We start from the raw sequence: 16,950 nt of genomic DNA, 5'->3' as shown, positions 1-16,950 counted from the left end.
CCAGGTCTTAGCGTCGAGTCCGTGAGTTACTCGATAGCCCAAGCCGCGCAGCGCAGTGGGTTGTCCATCGACACCTTGCGCTACTACGAACGAATCGGGCTCGTCGACCCGCCCGCACGCGACTCGGGCGGCCGCCGCAGCTACTCGGAGGAAGATCTCGGCTGGCTGGGCTTCGTGACGCGCCTGCGCACGACCGGCATGCCGATCCGCATGATGCGCGAGTTCGCGCAGCTGCGACACCGCGGCGACCTGACCGCAGGGCGCCGCAAGCAGATCCTCGTCGAGCACCGCAACGACGTCCGCGCCCGCATCGCGGAGCTGCAGACGTCCCTGGAAGTGCTCGACTACAAGATCGATCACTACGCGGTGGTCGAGCGGGACTTGGAGGCGACGGCGTGAGCCGTTCATTGGGATCGTTGCAGGTCGGGCCGCAGGGCCTCGGCTGCATGGGGATGTCGGAGTTCTACGGCGAAGGCGACGAGGCGGAGTCGGTCGCGGTGATCCACCGCGCCCTGGAGCTCGGCGTCACGCTGCTCGACACCGCGGACATGTACGGGCCGCACGTGAACGAGGAGCTGGTCGGCCGCGCGATCGCCGGCCGCCGTTCCGACGTCGTGCTGGCCACGAAGTTCGGCATCGTGCGCGAGGGCGGAGGCCGTTCCATCCGCGGCGACCGCGAGTACGTGCGGTCCTCGGTCGAGGGGTCGCTGAAGAGGCTCGGCACCGACGTGATCGACCTGTACTACCTGCACCGGGTGCCGGCGGACACGCCCATCGAGGAGACGGTCGGCGCGATGGCCGAGCTGGTCACCGAGGGCAAGGTGCGCCACCTCGGCCTGTCCGAGGCGGGCGCGGAGACCCTGCGCCGCGCGCACGCCGTGCACCCGATCACGGCGCTGCAGAGCGAGTGGTCGCTGTGGTCGCGCGACATCGAGACCGAGATCGTGCCGACCGCCCGTGAGCTGGGCATCGGCCTCGTGCCGTACTCGCCGTTGGGCCGCGGCGTCCTGACCGGCCGCTTCGCGTCGTCCGCAGACTTCGGCAAGGGCGACTTCCGGGCCGTGAACCCGCGGTTCTCCGGGGACAACCTCGACGCGAACCTGAAGATGGTCGCCGAGCTGCGCGCCCTGGCCGAGGCCCGCGGCGTCACCGCGGGTCAGCTGGCGCTGGCGTGGGTGCAGCACCGCGGGTCCGACGTCGTGCCGATCCCGGGCACCAAGCGGATCAAGTACCTGGAGGAGAACGTCGCGGCGGCCTCGCTGGAGCTGTCGGAGGCCGACCTCGCGGCGATCGAGGCCGCGGTGCCCGCGTCGGCCGTGGCCGGTGACCGGTACCCCGACATGAGCTCGATCGGGCGATAGAACATACGTTCGAATCTATCCCCAGAGTTGTCCACAGGTTGGGGACAACAGGCTGTGGACAACTCTGGGACTCATGTGGACAACTGGGCTGCGACGGTGGCCCCGAGCTCCCAGCACGCCTGCAGATCGGCCTTCGCCGGTTCGCCGGTGACGACCACGTGCTGGGACGCCTTCTCCCAGCCCAACCCGGTAGTGGCGGTCTCCACGCTGCGCACCGCCCCGGTCGTGTCATTGTTGCCGTGCACGTAAAGCCCGAACGACCGCCCACGCGTGGAATCGAGACACGGGTAGTAGACGGTGTCGAAGAAGTGCTTCAGCGCACCGCTCATGTAACCGAGGTTCGCGGGCGTTCCCAGCAGGTAGCCGTCGGCTTCCAGGACATCCACAGCGGTTGTGGACAACGCGGCCCGGCGCACGAGTTCGACGCCCTCGATCTCGGGGGTGGAGGCGCCCGCGACCACGGCCTCGAACATCGCCTGGAGGGCGGGCGACGGCGTGTGGTGGACGAGCAGCAGCCGCGCCATCAGTAGTCCATCTCGTAGTCGTTCCAGTCCGGCGGGGTGTCGTCCACGCCGACAGCCCTCAGGTCCTGCGTGGTCACGCTCTGGACCGACGAGTCCACGAGACCGAGCACCTCCTCGACGATGTCCAGGTGCGCCTTGGCCGACATCTTGTTCAGCGCGTAGATCTCGTCGACCTTGTCGAGGACGCCGCTGCCCTCCAGCCGCTTGATGAGCAGGCCGGCCTCGCCGAAGCGGCTCATCGGGCCGGTGATGGCCGCGTTCGACTCCACCGTGGCGTTCAGCATCATCTTCATCGCCATGTTGGTCCCCAGGTCGACGCCGAACGCCTTCAGCAGGCCGTCGCGCAGCTGGACCTGATGCTTCTTCATGTCGTCGCTGAACTTGCCGTAGAACATGTTCAGCCCGCGCTTGCTGTCCGGGTGTGCGTCGAGCACCGCCTGCGCCAGATCACGCCGCGTGTAGTCCATGAGCGGCAACATAGATGACCATGACCCGCGCCTCCTACGACATCGTCGCCGCCAGCTACGCCCGGCTCATCCCGGACGCGCACGACGGCCGCCCGCTCGACGCCGCGTTCATGCGGGCGTTCGCGGAGCTCGCCGAGGGCCCGGTCGCGGACATCGGCTGCGGCACTGGCCGCATCACCCAGCACCTGCACGAACTGGGCCTCGACGCCTCGGGCGTCGACCTCTCCGACGGCATGCTCGACCAGGCGAGAAAGCTGTACCCGCACCTCACGTTCACCCAGGGCGACATGACGAGGCTGGACCTGGAGGACGAGAGCCTCGGCGGCGCCGTCGTCTGGTACTCCACGGTCCACATGACCGCCGCCGAAGTCCCGTGGCGGGAGTTCCACCGGGTCCTCCGGCCTGGCGGACACCTGCTGCACGCGTTCAAACTGGGTGACCAGAAGAAGGCCCTCACCCACGCGTACGGCCACGACGTCGACCTTCACGTCCACTGGCACGACATCGACGAGGTCGTGACCAACGCGACCGAAGCCGGGTTCAACGAAGTGGCACGGCTGCAACGTCAGAGAGGTGTGGACGAAGGCGGGCCGCAGGCGTTCCTGTTGATGAGCAAACGGAACCCCGCAGCCGGAAGCGCGTCCTGAAGGGTGTACACAGGAGGGACCATGAAGACCACCGCCCTAATGCACACCAGTCCTCGTCAGCGCCGCATCACCTGGGGTTTCGGCCTTGCCGTCGGCATCGGCATGATCGGGTTCGGCCCCCTGTTCGCGTCCTTGTGGCCGGGGTTCGACCACAGCCCGTGGGACGTCAACACGATGCTGCTCGGACTCGGTGTGGGGCTCTGCACGATCGCGTACATCTTCGGCCGGATCGCCGTCGCGGCGGTCACCGAGGGTCGCCGCAACGCGGTGGCCCCGCCGACCAGAAGGGCCTACTTCGTGGCCGGCGGGGGTTTTGTCGTCGCCGCGCTGTGCCTGGCGATCGCTCTGTCTAGCTGACGAGCGCGGTCACCCGTTCCCGCAGTTCAGCCAGCCGGGCCCTCCCTGACGCACGGGCGGACTCCAGTCCGTCCGTGACCGGCTCGACGACCTCCAGGTACGCCTTGAGCTTCGGTTCGGTGCCGGACGGGCGCACGATCACGCGCACCCCGTCCGCCGTCCAGCGCAGCACGTCCGCGCCGGGCATCAGGTCCTCGGAGGCGAACTCCGAGGGCGGCTCGGCGCGCAGGCGGGCCATCGTGGCGCCGATCAGGCTGAGATCGGTGTACCGCAAGGAGACCTGGTCCGTCAGGTGCAGGCCGTGGTCCGCCGCGAGCTGGTCCAGCGCGTCCAGCAGCGTGCGTCCGGACGCCTTCAAGCCCGCGGCCAGGTCAGCGGCGACGACGGCGGCCGAGATGCCGTCCTTGTCCGCCACGTGCTCCGGGTCGACGCAGTTGCCGAGCGCCTCCTCGTAGGCGAACACCAGGCCCTCGCCCGCGCGCGCCAGCCACTTGAAGCCCGTGAGGGTCTCGGCGTAGCGGGCGCCGTGCGCGGCCGCGATCGACTTCAGCAGCGACGACGAGACGATCGTCGTCGCCACCAACGGATCCGTGGACTCCGTGGTCGACAGCACGAGCGAGCCGAGCAGCACACCCGTCTCGTCGCCGCGCAGCATCCGCCACGTGTCGCCGTCCTTGACGCCGAGCGCGCACCGGTCGGCGTCCGGGTCCAGTGCGATGGCCAGGTCCGCGTTCACCGACGCCGCAAGGGAAAGCAGCTCGTCGGACGCGCCGGGCTCCTCCGGGTTCGGGAACACCACGGTCGGGAAGTCCGGGTCAGGCACCGCCTGCGACCGCACCACGTGCACGTCGGTGAAACCCGCGCGCCGCAACGCTTCCACGGCGAACGCGCCGCCCACGCCGTGCATCGGCGTCAGCGCGATCTTCAGCTCCCGCGAGTTCCCGCGCGGCAGCGACGCCACCTGCTCCAGGTAGGCGTCCACCTCGGCGTCGGACACCGTGGTGTAGGTGACGTTGCGAGGCACCGACACCGCGGCCGGAACGGCCTCGATCGCTTGCTCGATCTCGCCGTCCGAGGGCGGCACGATCTGCGAACCACCGGTCAGGTAGAGCTTGTAACCGTTGTCCGCGGGCGGGTTGTGCGACGCGGTGATCTGGATCCCCGCCACAGCACCATGTGCGCGCACGAGGTACGCCAGCACCGGCGTCGGCAACGGCCCGGGCAGCACCCGCACGTCGAAGCCCGCGGCCGCCATCACCTCGGCCGCCGCGGTGGCGAAGTCCTCCGAGCCGTGCCGCGCGTCGCGCCCGACGAACACCAGGCCGGGGGAGCCGAGCCACGCCGCCAGCCCGGCGGTCGCGCGGACCACCGTGGCGACGTTCATGCCGTTCGTGCCCGCCCGCACCGGCCCGCGCAGCCCGGCGGTGCCGAACGTCAGCGGACCGGCCATGCGGTCCTGGAGGTCCTCCACCGCCGCGGCGTCGCCGCCCATCGCCCGCGCCAGCACGCCCTGCAGCTCGGCGCGCGTGGCGTCGGACGGGTCGTCGGCGATCCACCGGAACGTCGCGTCACGCAGTGCCGGCGTCAGGCTCATGCGCGGTCCACCAGCTCGCGCAGCAGCGTGCCCATGCGCTGGGCGGCGGCGGCACCGGCCTCCAGCACCTCCTGGTGGTTCAGCGGCTCACCGGTGATGCCCGCCGCGAGGTTCGTGACGAGCGACAGCCCGAACACCTCGACGCCCTCGGCCCGCGCGGCGATCGCCTCGTGCACCGTCGACATGCCGACCAGGTCCGCGCCCATCGTGCGCAGCATCCGGATCTCGGCGGGCGTCTCGAAGTGCGGCCCCGGCAGACCCGCGTACACGCCCTCCTCCAGCGAGGAGTCGATCTCCTGCGCGACCTTGCGCAGCCGCGGTGAGTACAGGTCCGTGAGGTCCACGAACCGCGCGCCGACCAGCGGCGACACCGCGGTCAGGTTGAGGTGGTCGGAGATCAGCACCGGCTGGCCGACGGACATGCCCTGCCGCAGGCCGCCGGCCGCGTTGGTCAGCACGACCGTGGACACGCCCGCGGCGGCGACGGTGCGCACGCCGTGCACGACCTTCTGGACGCCCTTGCCCTCGTAGCCGTGGGTGCGGCCGAGGACGACGAGGACCTTCTTGCCGCCGACCTCGACGGAACGGATGGTGCCGCCGTGGCCGAGCGCGGTCGGCGCCTCGAAGCCCGTCAGCTCGCCTACCGGAATCTCGGTGACCGGCTCGCCGATCACGTCGGCGGCGGGTCGCCAGCCGGAGCCGAGCACGATGGCGATGTCGTGCTTCTCGTTGCCGGTGCGGCTCTGGATCTCTTCCGCGGCCTTGCCGGCCAGCTCTTCTGGAGTCACCGCGAGAGCTTAAGCCGTGTCCTGAGGGTCTGTTCGATGAGAGTCACGTCAGAAACCCTGTCGGGCGCGGCTGTCGCGGACGGACCCTCAGGACACGGCTCACACCGGGGCGAACGTCGAGGCGATCGCGTCGAAGAGGCGAGCGCGTGCCTCGTCCTCCTGCTCTGTGGGGACGACCACTTCCACCACCCACAGGTCGTTGCCGTAGGGCAGCACGCGAGAGAAGTGCGACCTCCTCAGCGCCGTGGACTCGTCACCCTCGACCGTGCGGTAGATGAACTGGACGCTGGCCTCGTTGCGCGGTCCCGCCAGGTCCGGCGTCGGCACCATCTCGCCACCGAAGAACCTGCCGGGCCAGCGCCCCTGCACGCCCGCGGTGTACAGCTTGATGTCGCGCTTCGGGTAGTACTCGGGGAACCGCTGCACCGTCGCCTCGTACGCGCCGCTGCCGGACACGAAGTGCACCACCGCCGAGGCGGGCAGCCGCAGGTCACCGGCGCGTTGCTCGGCGTAGGTCGACCAGCTCTGCTCGACGTGCAGCGTGAACTTGCCGCCCTGGTCGCCGTTCGCCAGCACGGCCGACGCGGTGCGCGGCTGCAACGTCGGCGAGGTGGGCAGCGTCGGCAGGGTCGGCAGCGTCTGCTCGGTCGGCGGCAGCAGCGACGCTCCCGCGGCGTACCTGGTCAGCGCGAACCCGCCGCCCGACCCCACGACGAACAGCAGCACGGCCGCGACCACCACCAGCACCGAGGCCACCCGGCCTCGCCGGGTTGGGGCCGCCGCCGGCTTCGTCACGAGGAACGGCAGCGGGCCCGGGTCGTCGGCCAGCGGCGCGTCCGGCTGGATCTTCGGCTTGGGTCGCACGACGAGCGGCGGCGGCACCGACTCGCGGATCTCGAACGCGTCCGTGCCGGGCTCGGGCAGCAGTTGGTAGACCTGCTTGCGCACGTCGACGAGCGACAGCCGCTCGGTCGGCTCCTTGCGCATCAACCCGCTGATCACCGGCGCGAGCCGCCCGGCGCCCGCGGGCACGGGGACGTCGCCGTTGATCACCGCGTTGATCGTCTGCATGACGTTCTTGCCCACGTACGGCGGTTCGCCGGCCATCGCGGCCCACATCGTCGCGCCGAGCGACCACCTGTCCGCGGCCGCCGACACGTCCCCGCCCTGCGCCACCTCGGGAGCGATGTAGGCGGGCGTGCCGAGCGTGATGCCGCGCGCGGTCATGGTGGCCTCGGCGACGTTGCGCGCGATGCCGAAGTCGGTGAGCTTCACGCGGCCGTCGTCCGCGATGAGCACGTTGCCGGGTTTCACGTCCCGGTGCGTGATGCCGGCCCGGTGCGCCGACGCCAGCGCCGCCGCGATCGCGTCCAGCACCGCCGCGCCCTGCTTCTCGGTGAGGCAGCCCTGCTCCTGCAGCACCTCGCCGAGGCTGCGCGACGGCACGATCTCCATCACGACGTACGGGTCGCCTTCGTGCTGCACGACGTCGTAGAGCGTCACCAGGTTCGGGTGGGAGAGCGCGGCGACGGCACGCGCCTCGCGCATGGTCCGTTCCCTCAGCTGCTCGGCCTCGGCGTCGGGCATGCCGGGGGGCCGCAGGATCCCCTTCACCGCGACCTGCCGGCGGAGCACCTCGTCGTGCGCGGCCCAGACCGTGCCCATCGAGCCCTGACCCAGCAGGTGCAGCAGCCGGTACCGAGCCGCGATCAAGCGGTCCTGGCCAACGTTCTCCACGTTTCCATTCTTCCTGACAGACTGGGGTTCGATTCTTTGGTCCCGCCGGTCGCGATCGGGGAGACTCTCCGCGTCGGACCTCGACTGCATCGTTAACGGCGGTGAACCTCACATAGCCGAGTCGGTACCGGTCGGTAACACTGCAACGCATGATGGAGTTGGCATTGACCGCCGAATTCCGCCCGAACGAGTTCCCCTCGGCGTCGAGGGAACAGTGGCGTGAGCTGGTCGACGCCGTCCTCCGCAAGACAGGGGCGAGCTTCGACTCGCTGGTCACGAAGACGTACGACGGCATCGAGCTGCAGCCGCTCTACACCCTCGACGACGCCCTCGAGCCGTACGCGCTCGCCCCGGTGAAGCAGGGCTGGGACGTCCGTCAGCGCCACGCCGTTCCCGACCCGGTCGCCCTGATGAACGACCTGGAAGGCGGCGTCACCTCGCTGTGGCTCGCCGTGCCGGCCGCGTCGCTCGAACAGTTGCTGGAGGGCGTCTACCTCGACCTCGCACCGATCGTGCTCGACGGTTCGGTGGACGCGGCGCGCGCGATGTTGAAGATCTACGACCAGGCGCCGGTGCTGGCGTCCGAGGTGCGCGGCAACCTGGCGCTGACGCCGTTCGGCGAGTCCTTGGACGTCATCAAGCAGGCCCGTTCGGCTTTCCCGGGGCTGCGGACCGTCGTGGTGGACGCGCTGCCGTTCCACGACGCCGGCGGCTCCGACTCCGAGGAGCTGGGCGCCTCTCTCGCGCTGGCGGTCTCGTACCTGCGCGCTTTGACGGACGCGGGGCTGCCTGCCGCGGATGCCTTTGCGCAGCTGGAGTTCCGCTACGCCGCGACGGCCGACCAGTTCATGACGATCGCGAAGCTGCGTGCGGCCCGCCGGTTGTGGGCGCGGGTGGCGGAGGTGTCCGGTGTCGACGCGGTGCAGGTGCAGCACGCGGTGACGTCATCGGCGATGATGACCCGCCGCGACCCGTGGGTGAACATGCTGCGGACGACGATCGCGACCTTGGCCGCCGGTCTCGGCGGGGCCGACTCCGTGACGGTGCAGCCCTTCGACGCGGCCATCGGGCTGCCGGACGAGTTCGCCCGGCGGATCGCGCGCAACACGCAGAACCTGTTGCTGGAGGAGTCGCACCTCGGTGAGGTGATCGATCCGGCCGCCGGGTCCTGGTACGTGGAGCAGTTGACCGACTCGCTGGCGGTGTCGGCGTGGGCGTGGTTCCAGGAGATCGAGCGGGCCGGGGGGATTGCCGAGGCCGGGGAGTTGGTGGCGTCGCGGATCGCCGCCACCTGGGCTGCGCGGTCGGCTCGGCTGGCGGATCGCAGTGACCCGATCACGGGGGTGAGCGAGTTCCCGGACCTCGGCGAGAAGCCGGTGGTCCGCGAACCCGCACCCGCTGCCGAGCCCGTTCGTGATTCCGAACTCGCGCCCGGAATCGATTCCGACTCGCAGGCCCCCTGGGGGGATCCACCCCCCATCCCAAGTTTCTCAGGCGGGTCTGACAGTTTCGGGCTGCCGCGGGTGCGTTACGCACAGGCTTTCGAGGAGCTGCGCGATCTGGCCGATGCCCAGCCCGAACGCCCGCAGGTCTTCCTGGCCACCCTCGGTCCGGTCGCCGCCCACACCGCGCGTGCCACCTTCGCCGCCAACCTGTTCAACGCCGGCGGCTTCGCCACCCCCAACGCGGGCCCGACCAAGTCCGCAGACGAGGTGGCCCGGAAGTTCACGGAGTCCGGCGCGCGGGTCGCGGTCGTCTGCGGCAGCGACACCAGCTACGCCGACCAGGCCGTCGCCACCGTCGAGGCGCTGCGTCAGGCCGGCGCCGAGCGTGTACTCCTCGCGGGCAAGAAGTCCGAGGCGGAAGTCGACGGCTTCGTCTTCATGGGGTGTCCCGCGCTGGAGATCCTCACCGACACCTACGAGTTCCTGGGAGTGGAGCGATGATCCCCAACTTCGCGGACATCGACCTCGGTCCCACCCCGCAGGCCAAGTACCAGACCGACCTGCCGCCGTGGGAGACGCCGGAGGGCATCGCGGTCAAGCCGGTCTACGGTCCGTCCGATGTGGACGGTCTCGACTTCCTGCAGACCTATCCCGGTGTGGCGCCGTTCCTGCGTGGCCCGTACCCGACGATGTACGTCAACCAGCCGTGGACCGTCCGTCAGTACGCGGGCTTCTCCACCGCCGAGGAGTCCAACGCCTTCTACCGCCGCAACCTCGCGGCCGGGCAGAAGGGCCTGAGCGTGGCGTTCGACCTGGCCACCCACCGCGGTTACGACTCCGACCACCCGCGCGTCGCGGGGGACGTCGGCATGGCCGGGGTGGCGATCGACTCGATCTACGACATGCGCACCCTGTTCGACGGCATCCCGCTGGACAAGATGTCCGTGTCGATGACGATGAACGGCGCGGTGCTGCCGATCCTGGCGCTGTTCGTGGTCGCGGCGGAGGAGCAGGGGGTGAAGCCGGAACAGCTCATGGGGACCATCCAGAACGACATCCTCAAGGAGTTCATGGTCCGCAACACCTACATCTACCCGCCCAAGCAGTCGATGCGGATCATCTCCGACATCTTCTCCTACACCTCGCAGCACATGCCCAAGTACAACTCCATCTCCATCTCCGGCTACCACATGCAGGAAGCCGGAGCGACCGCCGACCTGGAGCTGGCGTACACCCTCGCCGACGGCGTCGAGTACATCCGCGCCGGCAAGGAAGCCGGGCTGGACGTCGACAAGTTCGCGCCACGGCTGAGCTTCTTCTGGGCGATCGGCATGAACTACTTCATGGAGATCGCGAAGATGCGGGCCGCGCGCCTGCTGTGGGCGAAGCTGGTCAACGACTTCGAGCCCCAGTCGCAGAAGTCCCTGAGCCTGCGCACGCACTGCCAGACGTCCGGCTGGTCTCTCACGGCGCAGGACGTGTTCAACAACGTCGCGCGCACGTGCGTCGAGGCCATGGCGGCGACGCAAGGGCACACGCAGTCGTTGCACACCAACGCACTCGACGAAGCGCTCGCGCTCCCGACTGACTTCTCCGCGCGCATCGCCCGCAACACGCAGCTGCTGCTGCAGCAGGAGTCCGGCACGACGCGTGTGATCGACCCGTGGGGCGGCAGCGCCTACGTCGAACGCCTCACCGCCGAACTCGCCGCCAAGGCCTGGGAACACATCACCGAGGTCGAGAAGGCCGGTGGCATGGCCCGCGCCATCGACGAGGGCATCCCAAAACTCCGCATCGAAGAAGCCGCCGCGCGAACCCAGGCGCGCATCGACTCCGGACGGCAGCCCGTCATCGGCGTCAACAAATACCTCGTCGCCAACGACGAGCAGATCGACGTGCTCAAGGTCGACAACGCCGGCGTCCGCGCCCAGCAGCTGGAGAAGCTGCGCAGGCTCAGGGAGGAACGCGACCAGTCCGCGGTGGACGGTGCGCTCGACGCCCTGACGAACGCGGCGACGAGCGGCGAGGGCAACCTGCTGGAGCTGGCGATCAACGCGGCGCGGGCCAAGGCCACCGTCGGTGAGATCTCCGAGTCGCTCGGCAAGGTCTGGGGCCGCCACAGCGCCCAGATCCGCACCATCTCCGGCGTCTACCGGCAGGAGGTCGGCTCAGTGTCCAACGTGGACGCCTGCCGCGAGGTCGTCGAAGCCTTCGCCGAAGAAGAAGGCCGCCGCCCCCGCATCCTCGTCGCGAAGATGGGCCAGGACGGCCACGACCGCGGCCAGAAGGTCATCGCCACCGCGTTCGCCGACCTCGGCTTCGACGTCGACGTCGGCCCGCTCTTCCAGACACCCGACGAAGTCGCCCGCCAAGCAGTCGAAGCCGACGTGCACATCGTCGGCGTCTCCTCACTCGCCGCAGGCCACCTCACCCTCGTCCCAGCGCTCAAGGAAGAACTCACCAAACTCGGCCGCGAGGACATCATGATCGTCGTCGGCGGCGTCATCCCACCACAGGACTTCGACGAGCTCTACGCGGCCGGCGCGGCGGCGATCTTCCCGCCCGGCACCGTCATCGCGGACGCGGCCAAGGACCTGCTGGTGAAGCTCGCGGACCTGCTCGGGCACCATGGCTAGGGTCATCGACGTCGCCGAGTACACGAAAGGCGTCCTCGACGGCGATCGCGGCGTGCTCGCGAAGGCCATCACGCTCGTCGAGTCGACTCGGGCCGAGCACCGGGCCAAGGCTCAGGAGTTGCTGGTCGAGCTGTTGCCGAAGTCGGGGGACGCCATCCGCGTCGGCATCACCGGTGTGCCCGGCGTGGGCAAGTCGACGTTCATCGACGCCCTCGGCACCTCGCTGACCGAGCAGGGCCACCGGGTCGCGGTGCTCGCCGTCGACCCGTCCTCGACGCGCACGGGCGGCAGCATCCTGGGCGACAAGACGCGGATGCAACGGCTGTCGGTGAACCAGAACGCGTTCATCCGGCCCTCGCCGACCTCGGGCACGCTCGGCGGCGTGGCGAAGGCGACCCGCGAGACGATCGTGCTCGTCGAGGCCGCGGGCTTCGACGTGGTGCTGGTCGAGACCGTCGGCGTCGGGCAGTCCGAGGTGGCCGTCGCCAACATGACGGACTGCTCGCTGTTCCTCACTCTCGCGCGCACCGGCGACCAGCTGCAGGGCATCAAGAAGGGCATCCTGGAGCTCGCGGACGTCATCGCGGTCAACAAGGCCGACGGCGAGCACGAGCTGGACGCCCGCAAGGCCGCGCGCGAACTGGCCGGCGCCCTCAAGCTGCTGCGCCCGCCGGACGCGCTGTGGCACCCGCCGGTGCTCACGTGCTCGGGTCTCACCGGAACCGGTCTCGACGAGCTGTGGTCCCGCGTTCTGGAACACCGCCGGACCCTGACCGACGCGGGCGAGCTGGACGAACGCCGCCGCCGTCAGCAGATCGACTGGACCTGGATGATGGTCCACGACGAACTGTGGCGTCAGGTGCGCGAGAACGAGGCGGTCCGCTCCCTGGCCCCCTCCCTGGAGGAGAAGGTGCGCCTCGGAGAGCTCACCGCCACCCTTGCGGCGGAGCAGATCCTGCAGGCGTTCCAATCGGACTCTCGGTAGGCGCTTAACTAGTTTGGGTGACCTTCGATCGTGGTATTCGAGGTACAGTTCAGGCCATGTCGAGGTTGCTGCTGGCCTGCGTGTTCTCGCTGATGAGCGTTCTCGGGATCGCCGGTGTGGCGTCCGCGCAAGAGGCGGAGAACGCGCCTGTGCCGGTTGCGCAGCAGACGACCGTGAACCCGGCTCCCGACGTGAACGCGCCGCAGGAGCCGTCGCCCGAAGTCCGCGAGGAGACCAAGCGCAAGCTGTGGATGGGCGGCATCGCGGTGGTGCTGTTCGCGCTGGTCTACCTCCGCAACAAGAAGCGGTGGGCGAAGTGGCGCAAGGAGCGGGCGGCCAAGAAGGGCTAGTCCGCCTGTCGACCGGCTGAGACCGTTCGTCCCGCATGGTGGGACGTGATAGCGAAAGTTAAGCGTGTCTCCCGACCATTTGCGTCATCGTTGATCGGTCAGACCGAAACTCGCTCGCCGCTCGGCGCAGCGCTGCGACCGGCCGTCCGGTTGATCATCATCAGTGCGCCGTGTCCGTCAAGTGGTGATGCAGGATGGTGGCAAATGGGTACCGACTTGAAGATCAGCACACGCTCGACCGTCGAGCGGTACTCGGACGCGCTGCTGGACCTGTCGCACTCGATCCACGCCGAGCCCGAACTGGCCTTCGAGGAGCACCGCAGCGTCGAGAAGATCACCTCTTTGCTGGTCGAGGAGGGTTTCGAGGTCGACCGCGGTGTGGCTGACCTCGACACCGCGTTCGTCGCGACGTTCGGCGACGGCGAGCTCGTTCTGGGCCTTTGTGCCGAATACGACGCTCTGCCCGAAGTCGGACACGCGTGCGGGCACAACGTCATCGCGGCGGCCTCCGTCGGTACGGCACTCGCTCTGCGTGATGTCGCCGACCAGCTGGGTGTCACCGTGAAGGTGATCGGGACGCCGGCCGAGGAGGTCGGCGGCGGCAAGGTGCTCATGCTGGAACGAGGCGTGTTCGACGACGTCTCGCTCTCGATGATGGTGCACCCGGCCCCGTACGAGTCGTGTGCCGCCAAATCGCTCGCCATCACCGACCTCGAGGTGCACTACAAGGGCAAGCCGTCGCACGCGGCCGCCGCGCCCCACCTGGGCGTCAACGCCGCGGACGCGGTCACGATCGCGCAGATGTCGATCAGCCTGCTGCGGCAGCACTTCGAGCCCGGCCAGATGGTGAGCGGCATCGTCACCAACGGCGGCACCGTGCCGAACGTAATACCCGCCCGCGCATCGGCGATGTTCGATGTGAGGGCGGAGAACCTGGAATCGTTGCAGCGCCTGGAGAACCGAATTCGGGACTGCTTCTCAGCCGGTGCGCTCGCGACCGGCTGCACCCATGAGGTGGTGCAGGTCTCGCCGATCTACGCCGAGTTGACTCCCGACCCGTGGCTCGCCGACGCCTACCGGCGTGCGGCCACCGAGCTGGGAAGACGACCGCTCTCGCAGGAACAGGAACAGCGGGAGAAGATCGGGAGCACCGACATGGGCAACGTCACCAGAGTGTTGCCCGCCATCCACCCGACCATCGCCATCGACTGCGGAGACGCGGTGAACCACCAACTAGAGTTCGCGACCGCCTGTGCCTCGGCGTCGGCCGACCGTGCGCTCCTCGACGGAGCACTTGCCATGGCCTGGACGACGATCGCGACAGCCACCGATTCCCAGCAGCGCGCACGGCTGCTGGCCCGCGGAGGTGCGGCATGACGGTTCTGGACTCCCGGCCCTCGGGCTCCTCAACTGTGAAGACGTCCCCTGAGATGCTTGTGGACCCCACCGGGGTGAGCATGTCTCCTGTGGATGATCTCGGAGAAGGCCGTGGCCCGGCCTGGCTCGACGACTGGCTGAAGGCGAACGCCTCCGACGTCGTCGCCTGGCGGCGCCACATCCATGCCAACCCGGAGCTCTCCCGGCGCGAGTACAACACCACCGAGCTCGTGGCGAAGCTGCTGCGCGAGGTCGGCCTCAAGCCGCGCATCCTCCCCGGCGGCACGGGCCTGATCTGCGACATCGGCCACGGCCCCCGCTGCGTGGCCCTCCGCGCGGACATGGACGCCCTGCCGCTGCACGAGAACACCGGCCTGCCGTTCGGGTCCACTGTGGACGGTGTGTCGCACGCGTGCGGTCACGACGCCCACACCACGGTCCTGCTCGGCACCGCGCTGGCGCTCGCCTCGGCGACGGAGCTGCCCGGCCGCGTCCGGCTGGTGTTCCAGCCGGCGGAGGAGGTCATGCCGGGCGGGGCGCTCGACGTGCTCGCCGCGGGTGGTCTCGACGGCGTGGAGCGGATCTTCGGCCTGCACTGCGACCCGCGTCTGCAGGTCGGCCGCATCGGCACGCGCATCGGCGCCATCACGTCGGCCTCCGACCTGCTGGAGGTGCGGCTGTCCTCGCCGGGCGGGCACACCTCGCGCCCGCACCTCACCGCGGACCTGGTGCACGCGCTCGGCACGCTCATCACCGGCCTGCCGACGATGCTGTCGCGCCGCGTCGACCCCCGCTCCGGCACCGTCCTGGTGTGGGGCGCGGTGCACGCGGGTGAGGCGCCCAACGCGGTCCCGCAGGACGGCCTGGTGCGCGGCACGCTGCGCACCGGCGACCGGGACATCTGGGCCGAGCTGGAGCCGTTGGTCAAGGACCTGGTGACCGGCCTGCTGGCGCCCACGGGCGTCGGTTTCGACCTGCACCACCGCCGCGGCGTGCCGCCGGTGGTCAACGAGCGCGAGTCCACCCAGATCCTGCGTGCCGGCATCGAGGCCGCACTGGGTGACGACGCACTCGCAGGTACCGAGCAGTCCTCCGGTGGTGAGGACTTCGGCTGGTACCTGGAGCACGTGCCTGGTTCGTTCGCCCGCCTCGGCGTGTGGAATGGTCAGGAGAAGCAGCGCGATCTGCACCAGCCGACATTCGATCTCGACGAGCGCGCGCTCCTCGTCGGGGTTCGGGTCATGGTGCACACGGCGTTGGCTGCTCTGGCTTAGAGCGGAACCCTCTCGGTCAGAGCGGTGTTGTGGCGCGTGCGGAACGAATGCGCACGCGCCACAGTGCTGTCCGGGTCACGTTTGTCCGCCACGTAGTGCCAGTCCATCCGCACCTCGTCGGCCGTCACGCGCAGCGTCGAGACGCCGTGCGAGTCCAGTTCGACGAACCTGGCGTGCGGGTTCAGCGCCATGATCTGCGCCTCCAGCTGCAGCGACCCGGTGCGCGGCGGCATGTTCAGCAGCTCGTCGAAGTTGTCCGACGTCAGCGACGTGACGACGTACTCGGCGGCGACCGAGGCGCCGTCCAGCGGCACCTCGCAGGCCCACGAGCTGTGGATGTCACCGGTCAGGAACACCGTGTTCCTCCGGTCGCCCAACGCCTTCAGCACCCGTTCGCGGTCGGCGGGGAAGCCGTCCCACTGGTCGGGGTTCGACGGCGGCAGGCCCGGCAGAGCAGGGATCTTGAACGGGCTGATCATCACCGAGTTGCCGACGAGCTGCCAGCGCGCGCCGTCCGTGGTGAGGGTGCCGATCAGCCAGTCGCGTTGCGCGGCACCGAGGATCGTCGTGTCGGTGCGGTAGGAGCGCAGGTCGAGCATGGTCAGCGAGGCCAGGTCGCCGAAGTGGAACGTCCGGTCGAGCCTGCCCTCGCGGACCGGCATCCACTCGTAGTAGGCCTGCGTCGCGGCGGCCAGGCGCGTGCCCCACGGGCCGTCGGTGGCGGGATCGTGCACCGGTGAGCCGATGCTGGACGAGTTGTCGGCGCTCTCGTGGTCGTCCCAGGTCGCGATGAAGGGATGAGCCGCGTGGACCGCCTGCACGTGCCGATCCGTCTTGTAGTGCGCGTGCCGGCGCCGGTAGTCCTCCAGCGTCACGCACTTGTGCGGCGGATCGGGCACGCGGACCTCGGTCGAGTACCCCTCGTAGATGTAGTCACCGAGGTGGATCACGGCGTCGAGGTCCTGCCGGGCTAGGAAGCCGTAGCCCGCGAAGTGCCCGGCCGACCAGTTCGCGCAGGACACGACACCGAAGTTCAGCTCGGACCCGCAGCCGGCGGTCTTCGTGCGGCCGACCGGCGACACGACGTTGCCGACGCGGAAGCGGTACCAGTAGCGGGTGTTCGGGCGCAGGCCGTGGACCTCGACCTTCACCGTGTGGTCGCGCGCCGCCGAGGTGCGCGTGACGCCGCGCTTCACGACGTGGAGGAAACGCTGGTCCGCGGCGACCTCCCAGCGGACCGCCGCCGGTGTCACCACGCGCGTCCACAGCAGCACGCCGTCGGGCACCGGGTCGCCGGACGCGACACCGTGCTCGAACAGCGCGGAAGCGGCGTGGGCGGTACCGGTCGACACCGCACCGCCCACGGCCGCACCCAGCAGAAAAGTCCTTCTACCGACCCCAGTCATGC

16 protein-coding genes are annotated in these 16,950 nt (G+C 69.6%); 10 read left to right on the top strand and 6 right to left on the bottom strand.

The window, feature by feature from the left end:
* Positions 1-21 precede the first annotated feature (21 nt).
* Positions 22-399 carry a MerR family transcriptional regulator gene (locus ACWF7A_RS29140; RefSeq protein ID WP_452253671.1) on the top strand — a complete coding sequence of 126 codons (378 nt, stop codon included), beginning with the start codon at positions 22-24 and terminating at the stop codon, positions 397-399.
* A gap of 47 nt (positions 400-446) precedes the next feature.
* Entirely contained in the window at positions 447-1,361 is a 915-nt protein-coding gene (locus tag ACWF7A_RS29135; RefSeq protein ID WP_452253728.1) for an aldo/keto reductase, read from the top strand.
* Between the two features lie 71 nt (positions 1,362-1,432).
* On the opposite strand, the gene ACWF7A_RS29130 is transcribed toward ACWF7A_RS29135, so the two are convergent.
* Both ACWF7A_RS29130 and ACWF7A_RS29125 read right to left on the bottom strand, forming a co-directional pair.
* Complete coding sequence (locus tag ACWF7A_RS29130; protein WP_452253670.1) at positions 1,433-1,885, bottom strand: flavodoxin family protein; 453 nt, start codon at positions 1,883-1,885, stop codon at positions 1,433-1,435.
* Positions 1,885-2,352 (bottom strand): hypothetical protein, encoded by a 468-nt coding sequence (locus tag ACWF7A_RS29125; RefSeq protein WP_452253669.1) that lies wholly within the window; start codon positions 2,350-2,352, stop codon positions 1,885-1,887. The genes ACWF7A_RS29130 and ACWF7A_RS29125 overlap by 1 nt, the downstream gene beginning before the upstream one ends.
* 20 nt (positions 2,353-2,372) lie before the next feature.
* Between ACWF7A_RS29125 and ACWF7A_RS29120 the strand changes: the two genes are divergently transcribed.
* Together ACWF7A_RS29120 and ACWF7A_RS29115 are read left to right on the top strand one after the other, a co-directional pair.
* Entirely contained in the window at positions 2,373-2,999 is a 627-nt protein-coding gene (locus ACWF7A_RS29120; protein WP_452253668.1) for a methyltransferase domain-containing protein, read from the top strand.
* Between the two features lie 21 nt (positions 3,000-3,020).
* Entirely contained in the window at positions 3,021-3,356 is a 336-nt protein-coding gene (locus ACWF7A_RS29115; protein ID WP_452253667.1) for a hypothetical protein, read from the top strand.
* On the opposite strand, the gene ACWF7A_RS29110 is transcribed toward ACWF7A_RS29115, so the two are convergent.
* The 3 genes from ACWF7A_RS29110 to ACWF7A_RS29100 form a co-directional block, all read right to left on the bottom strand.
* Positions 3,349-4,950: a phospho-sugar mutase gene (locus ACWF7A_RS29110; RefSeq protein WP_452253666.1), complete on the bottom strand. Its 1,602-nt coding sequence runs from the start codon at positions 4,948-4,950 to the stop codon at positions 3,349-3,351. The two genes, ACWF7A_RS29115 and ACWF7A_RS29110, sit on opposite strands and share 8 nt — an antisense overlap.
* A complete protein-coding gene (locus ACWF7A_RS29105; protein ID WP_452253665.1) occupies positions 4,947-5,738 on the bottom strand; it encodes a purine-nucleoside phosphorylase in 792 nt (263 codons plus the stop codon). The genes ACWF7A_RS29110 and ACWF7A_RS29105 overlap by 4 nt, the downstream gene beginning before the upstream one ends.
* Positions 5,739-5,837: 99 nt before the next feature.
* On the bottom strand, positions 5,838-7,475 hold the full coding sequence (locus ACWF7A_RS29100) for a serine/threonine-protein kinase (protein ID WP_452253664.1): 1,638 nt from the start codon (positions 7,473-7,475) through the stop codon (positions 5,838-5,840).
* Between the two features lie 164 nt (positions 7,476-7,639).
* Here ACWF7A_RS29100 and ACWF7A_RS29095 point away from each other — a divergent pair, with 164 nt between their 5' ends.
* The 6 genes from ACWF7A_RS29095 to ACWF7A_RS29070 all read left to right on the top strand — a co-directional run bounded on the left by ACWF7A_RS29095 (position 7,640) and on the right by ACWF7A_RS29070 (position 15,542).
* The gene (locus ACWF7A_RS29095) at positions 7,640-9,421 is read left to right on the top strand and encodes a methylmalonyl-CoA mutase family protein (RefSeq protein WP_452253663.1); all 1,782 of its coding nucleotides are present in this window, start codon (positions 7,640-7,642) and stop codon (positions 9,419-9,421) included.
* A complete protein-coding gene (gene scpA / locus ACWF7A_RS29090; protein ID WP_452253662.1) occupies positions 9,418-11,556 on the top strand; it encodes a methylmalonyl-CoA mutase in 2,139 nt (712 codons plus the stop codon). Before ACWF7A_RS29095 ends, scpA begins: the two co-directional genes overlap by 4 nt.
* Positions 11,549-12,541 carry a methylmalonyl Co-A mutase-associated GTPase MeaB gene (gene meaB / locus ACWF7A_RS29085; protein ID WP_452253661.1) on the top strand — a complete coding sequence of 331 codons (993 nt, stop codon included), beginning with the start codon at positions 11,549-11,551 and terminating at the stop codon, positions 12,539-12,541. Before scpA ends, meaB begins: the two co-directional genes overlap by 8 nt.
* Positions 12,542-12,597: 56 nt before the next feature.
* Positions 12,598-12,891, top strand: coding sequence for a hypothetical protein (locus ACWF7A_RS29080; RefSeq protein WP_452253660.1), 294 nt, complete (start codon positions 12,598-12,600; stop codon positions 12,889-12,891).
* 204 nt (positions 12,892-13,095) lie between these two features.
* Positions 13,096-14,268, top strand: a complete 1,173-nt coding sequence (locus tag ACWF7A_RS29075; RefSeq protein WP_452253659.1) for a M20 family metallopeptidase — start codon at positions 13,096-13,098, stop codon at positions 14,266-14,268.
* A complete protein-coding gene (locus tag ACWF7A_RS29070) occupies positions 14,265-15,542 on the top strand; it encodes a M20 family metallopeptidase (protein WP_452253658.1) in 1,278 nt (425 codons plus the stop codon). The genes ACWF7A_RS29075 and ACWF7A_RS29070 overlap by 4 nt, the downstream gene beginning before the upstream one ends.
* Here ACWF7A_RS29070 and ACWF7A_RS29065 read toward each other — a convergent pair.
* On the bottom strand, positions 15,539-16,948 hold the full coding sequence (locus tag ACWF7A_RS29065; protein WP_452253657.1) for an alkaline phosphatase D family protein: 1,410 nt from the start codon (positions 16,946-16,948) through the stop codon (positions 15,539-15,541). The two genes, ACWF7A_RS29070 and ACWF7A_RS29065, sit on opposite strands and share 4 nt — an antisense overlap.
* Positions 16,949-16,950: the final 2 nt, after the last annotated feature.

The organism is Lentzea sp. NPDC055074 (genome assembly GCF_053608005.1).
This window is presented reverse-complemented; position numbering and strand designations above follow the sequence as displayed.

Excerpts from the sequence above, each read along its gene's own strand:
- ACWF7A_RS29065 (WP_452253657.1), bottom strand. The coding sequence starts at position 16,948 with ATGACTGGGGTCGGTAGAAGGACTTTTCTGCTGGGTGCGGCCGTGGGC.
- ACWF7A_RS29080 (WP_452253660.1), top strand. The coding sequence starts at position 12,598 with ATGTCGAGGTTGCTGCTGGCCTGCGTGTTCTCGCTGATGAGCGTTCTC.
- meaB (WP_452253661.1), top strand. The coding sequence starts at position 11,549 with ATGGCTAGGGTCATCGACGTCGCCGAGTACACGAAAGGCGTCCTCGAC.
- ACWF7A_RS29075 (WP_452253659.1), top strand. The coding sequence starts at position 13,096 with ATGGGTACCGACTTGAAGATCAGCACACGCTCGACCGTCGAGCGGTAC.
- ACWF7A_RS29135 (WP_452253728.1), top strand. The coding sequence starts at position 447 with ATGGGGATGTCGGAGTTCTACGGCGAAGGCGACGAGGCGGAGTCGGTC.
- ACWF7A_RS29070 (WP_452253658.1), top strand. The coding sequence starts at position 14,265 with ATGACGGTTCTGGACTCCCGGCCCTCGGGCTCCTCAACTGTGAAGACG.
- scpA (WP_452253662.1), top strand. The coding sequence starts at position 9,418 with ATGATCCCCAACTTCGCGGACATCGACCTCGGTCCCACCCCGCAGGCC.
- ACWF7A_RS29120 (WP_452253668.1), top strand. The coding sequence starts at position 2,373 with ATGACCCGCGCCTCCTACGACATCGTCGCCGCCAGCTACGCCCGGCTC.
- ACWF7A_RS29130 (WP_452253670.1), bottom strand. The coding sequence starts at position 1,885 with ATGGCGCGGCTGCTGCTCGTCCACCACACGCCGTCGCCCGCCCTCCAG.
- ACWF7A_RS29115 (WP_452253667.1), top strand. The coding sequence starts at position 3,021 with ATGAAGACCACCGCCCTAATGCACACCAGTCCTCGTCAGCGCCGCATC.
- ACWF7A_RS29110 (WP_452253666.1), bottom strand. The coding sequence starts at position 4,950 with ATGAGCCTGACGCCGGCACTGCGTGACGCGACGTTCCGGTGGATCGCC.
- ACWF7A_RS29125 (WP_452253669.1), bottom strand. The coding sequence starts at position 2,352 with ATGGACTACACGCGGCGTGATCTGGCGCAGGCGGTGCTCGACGCACAC.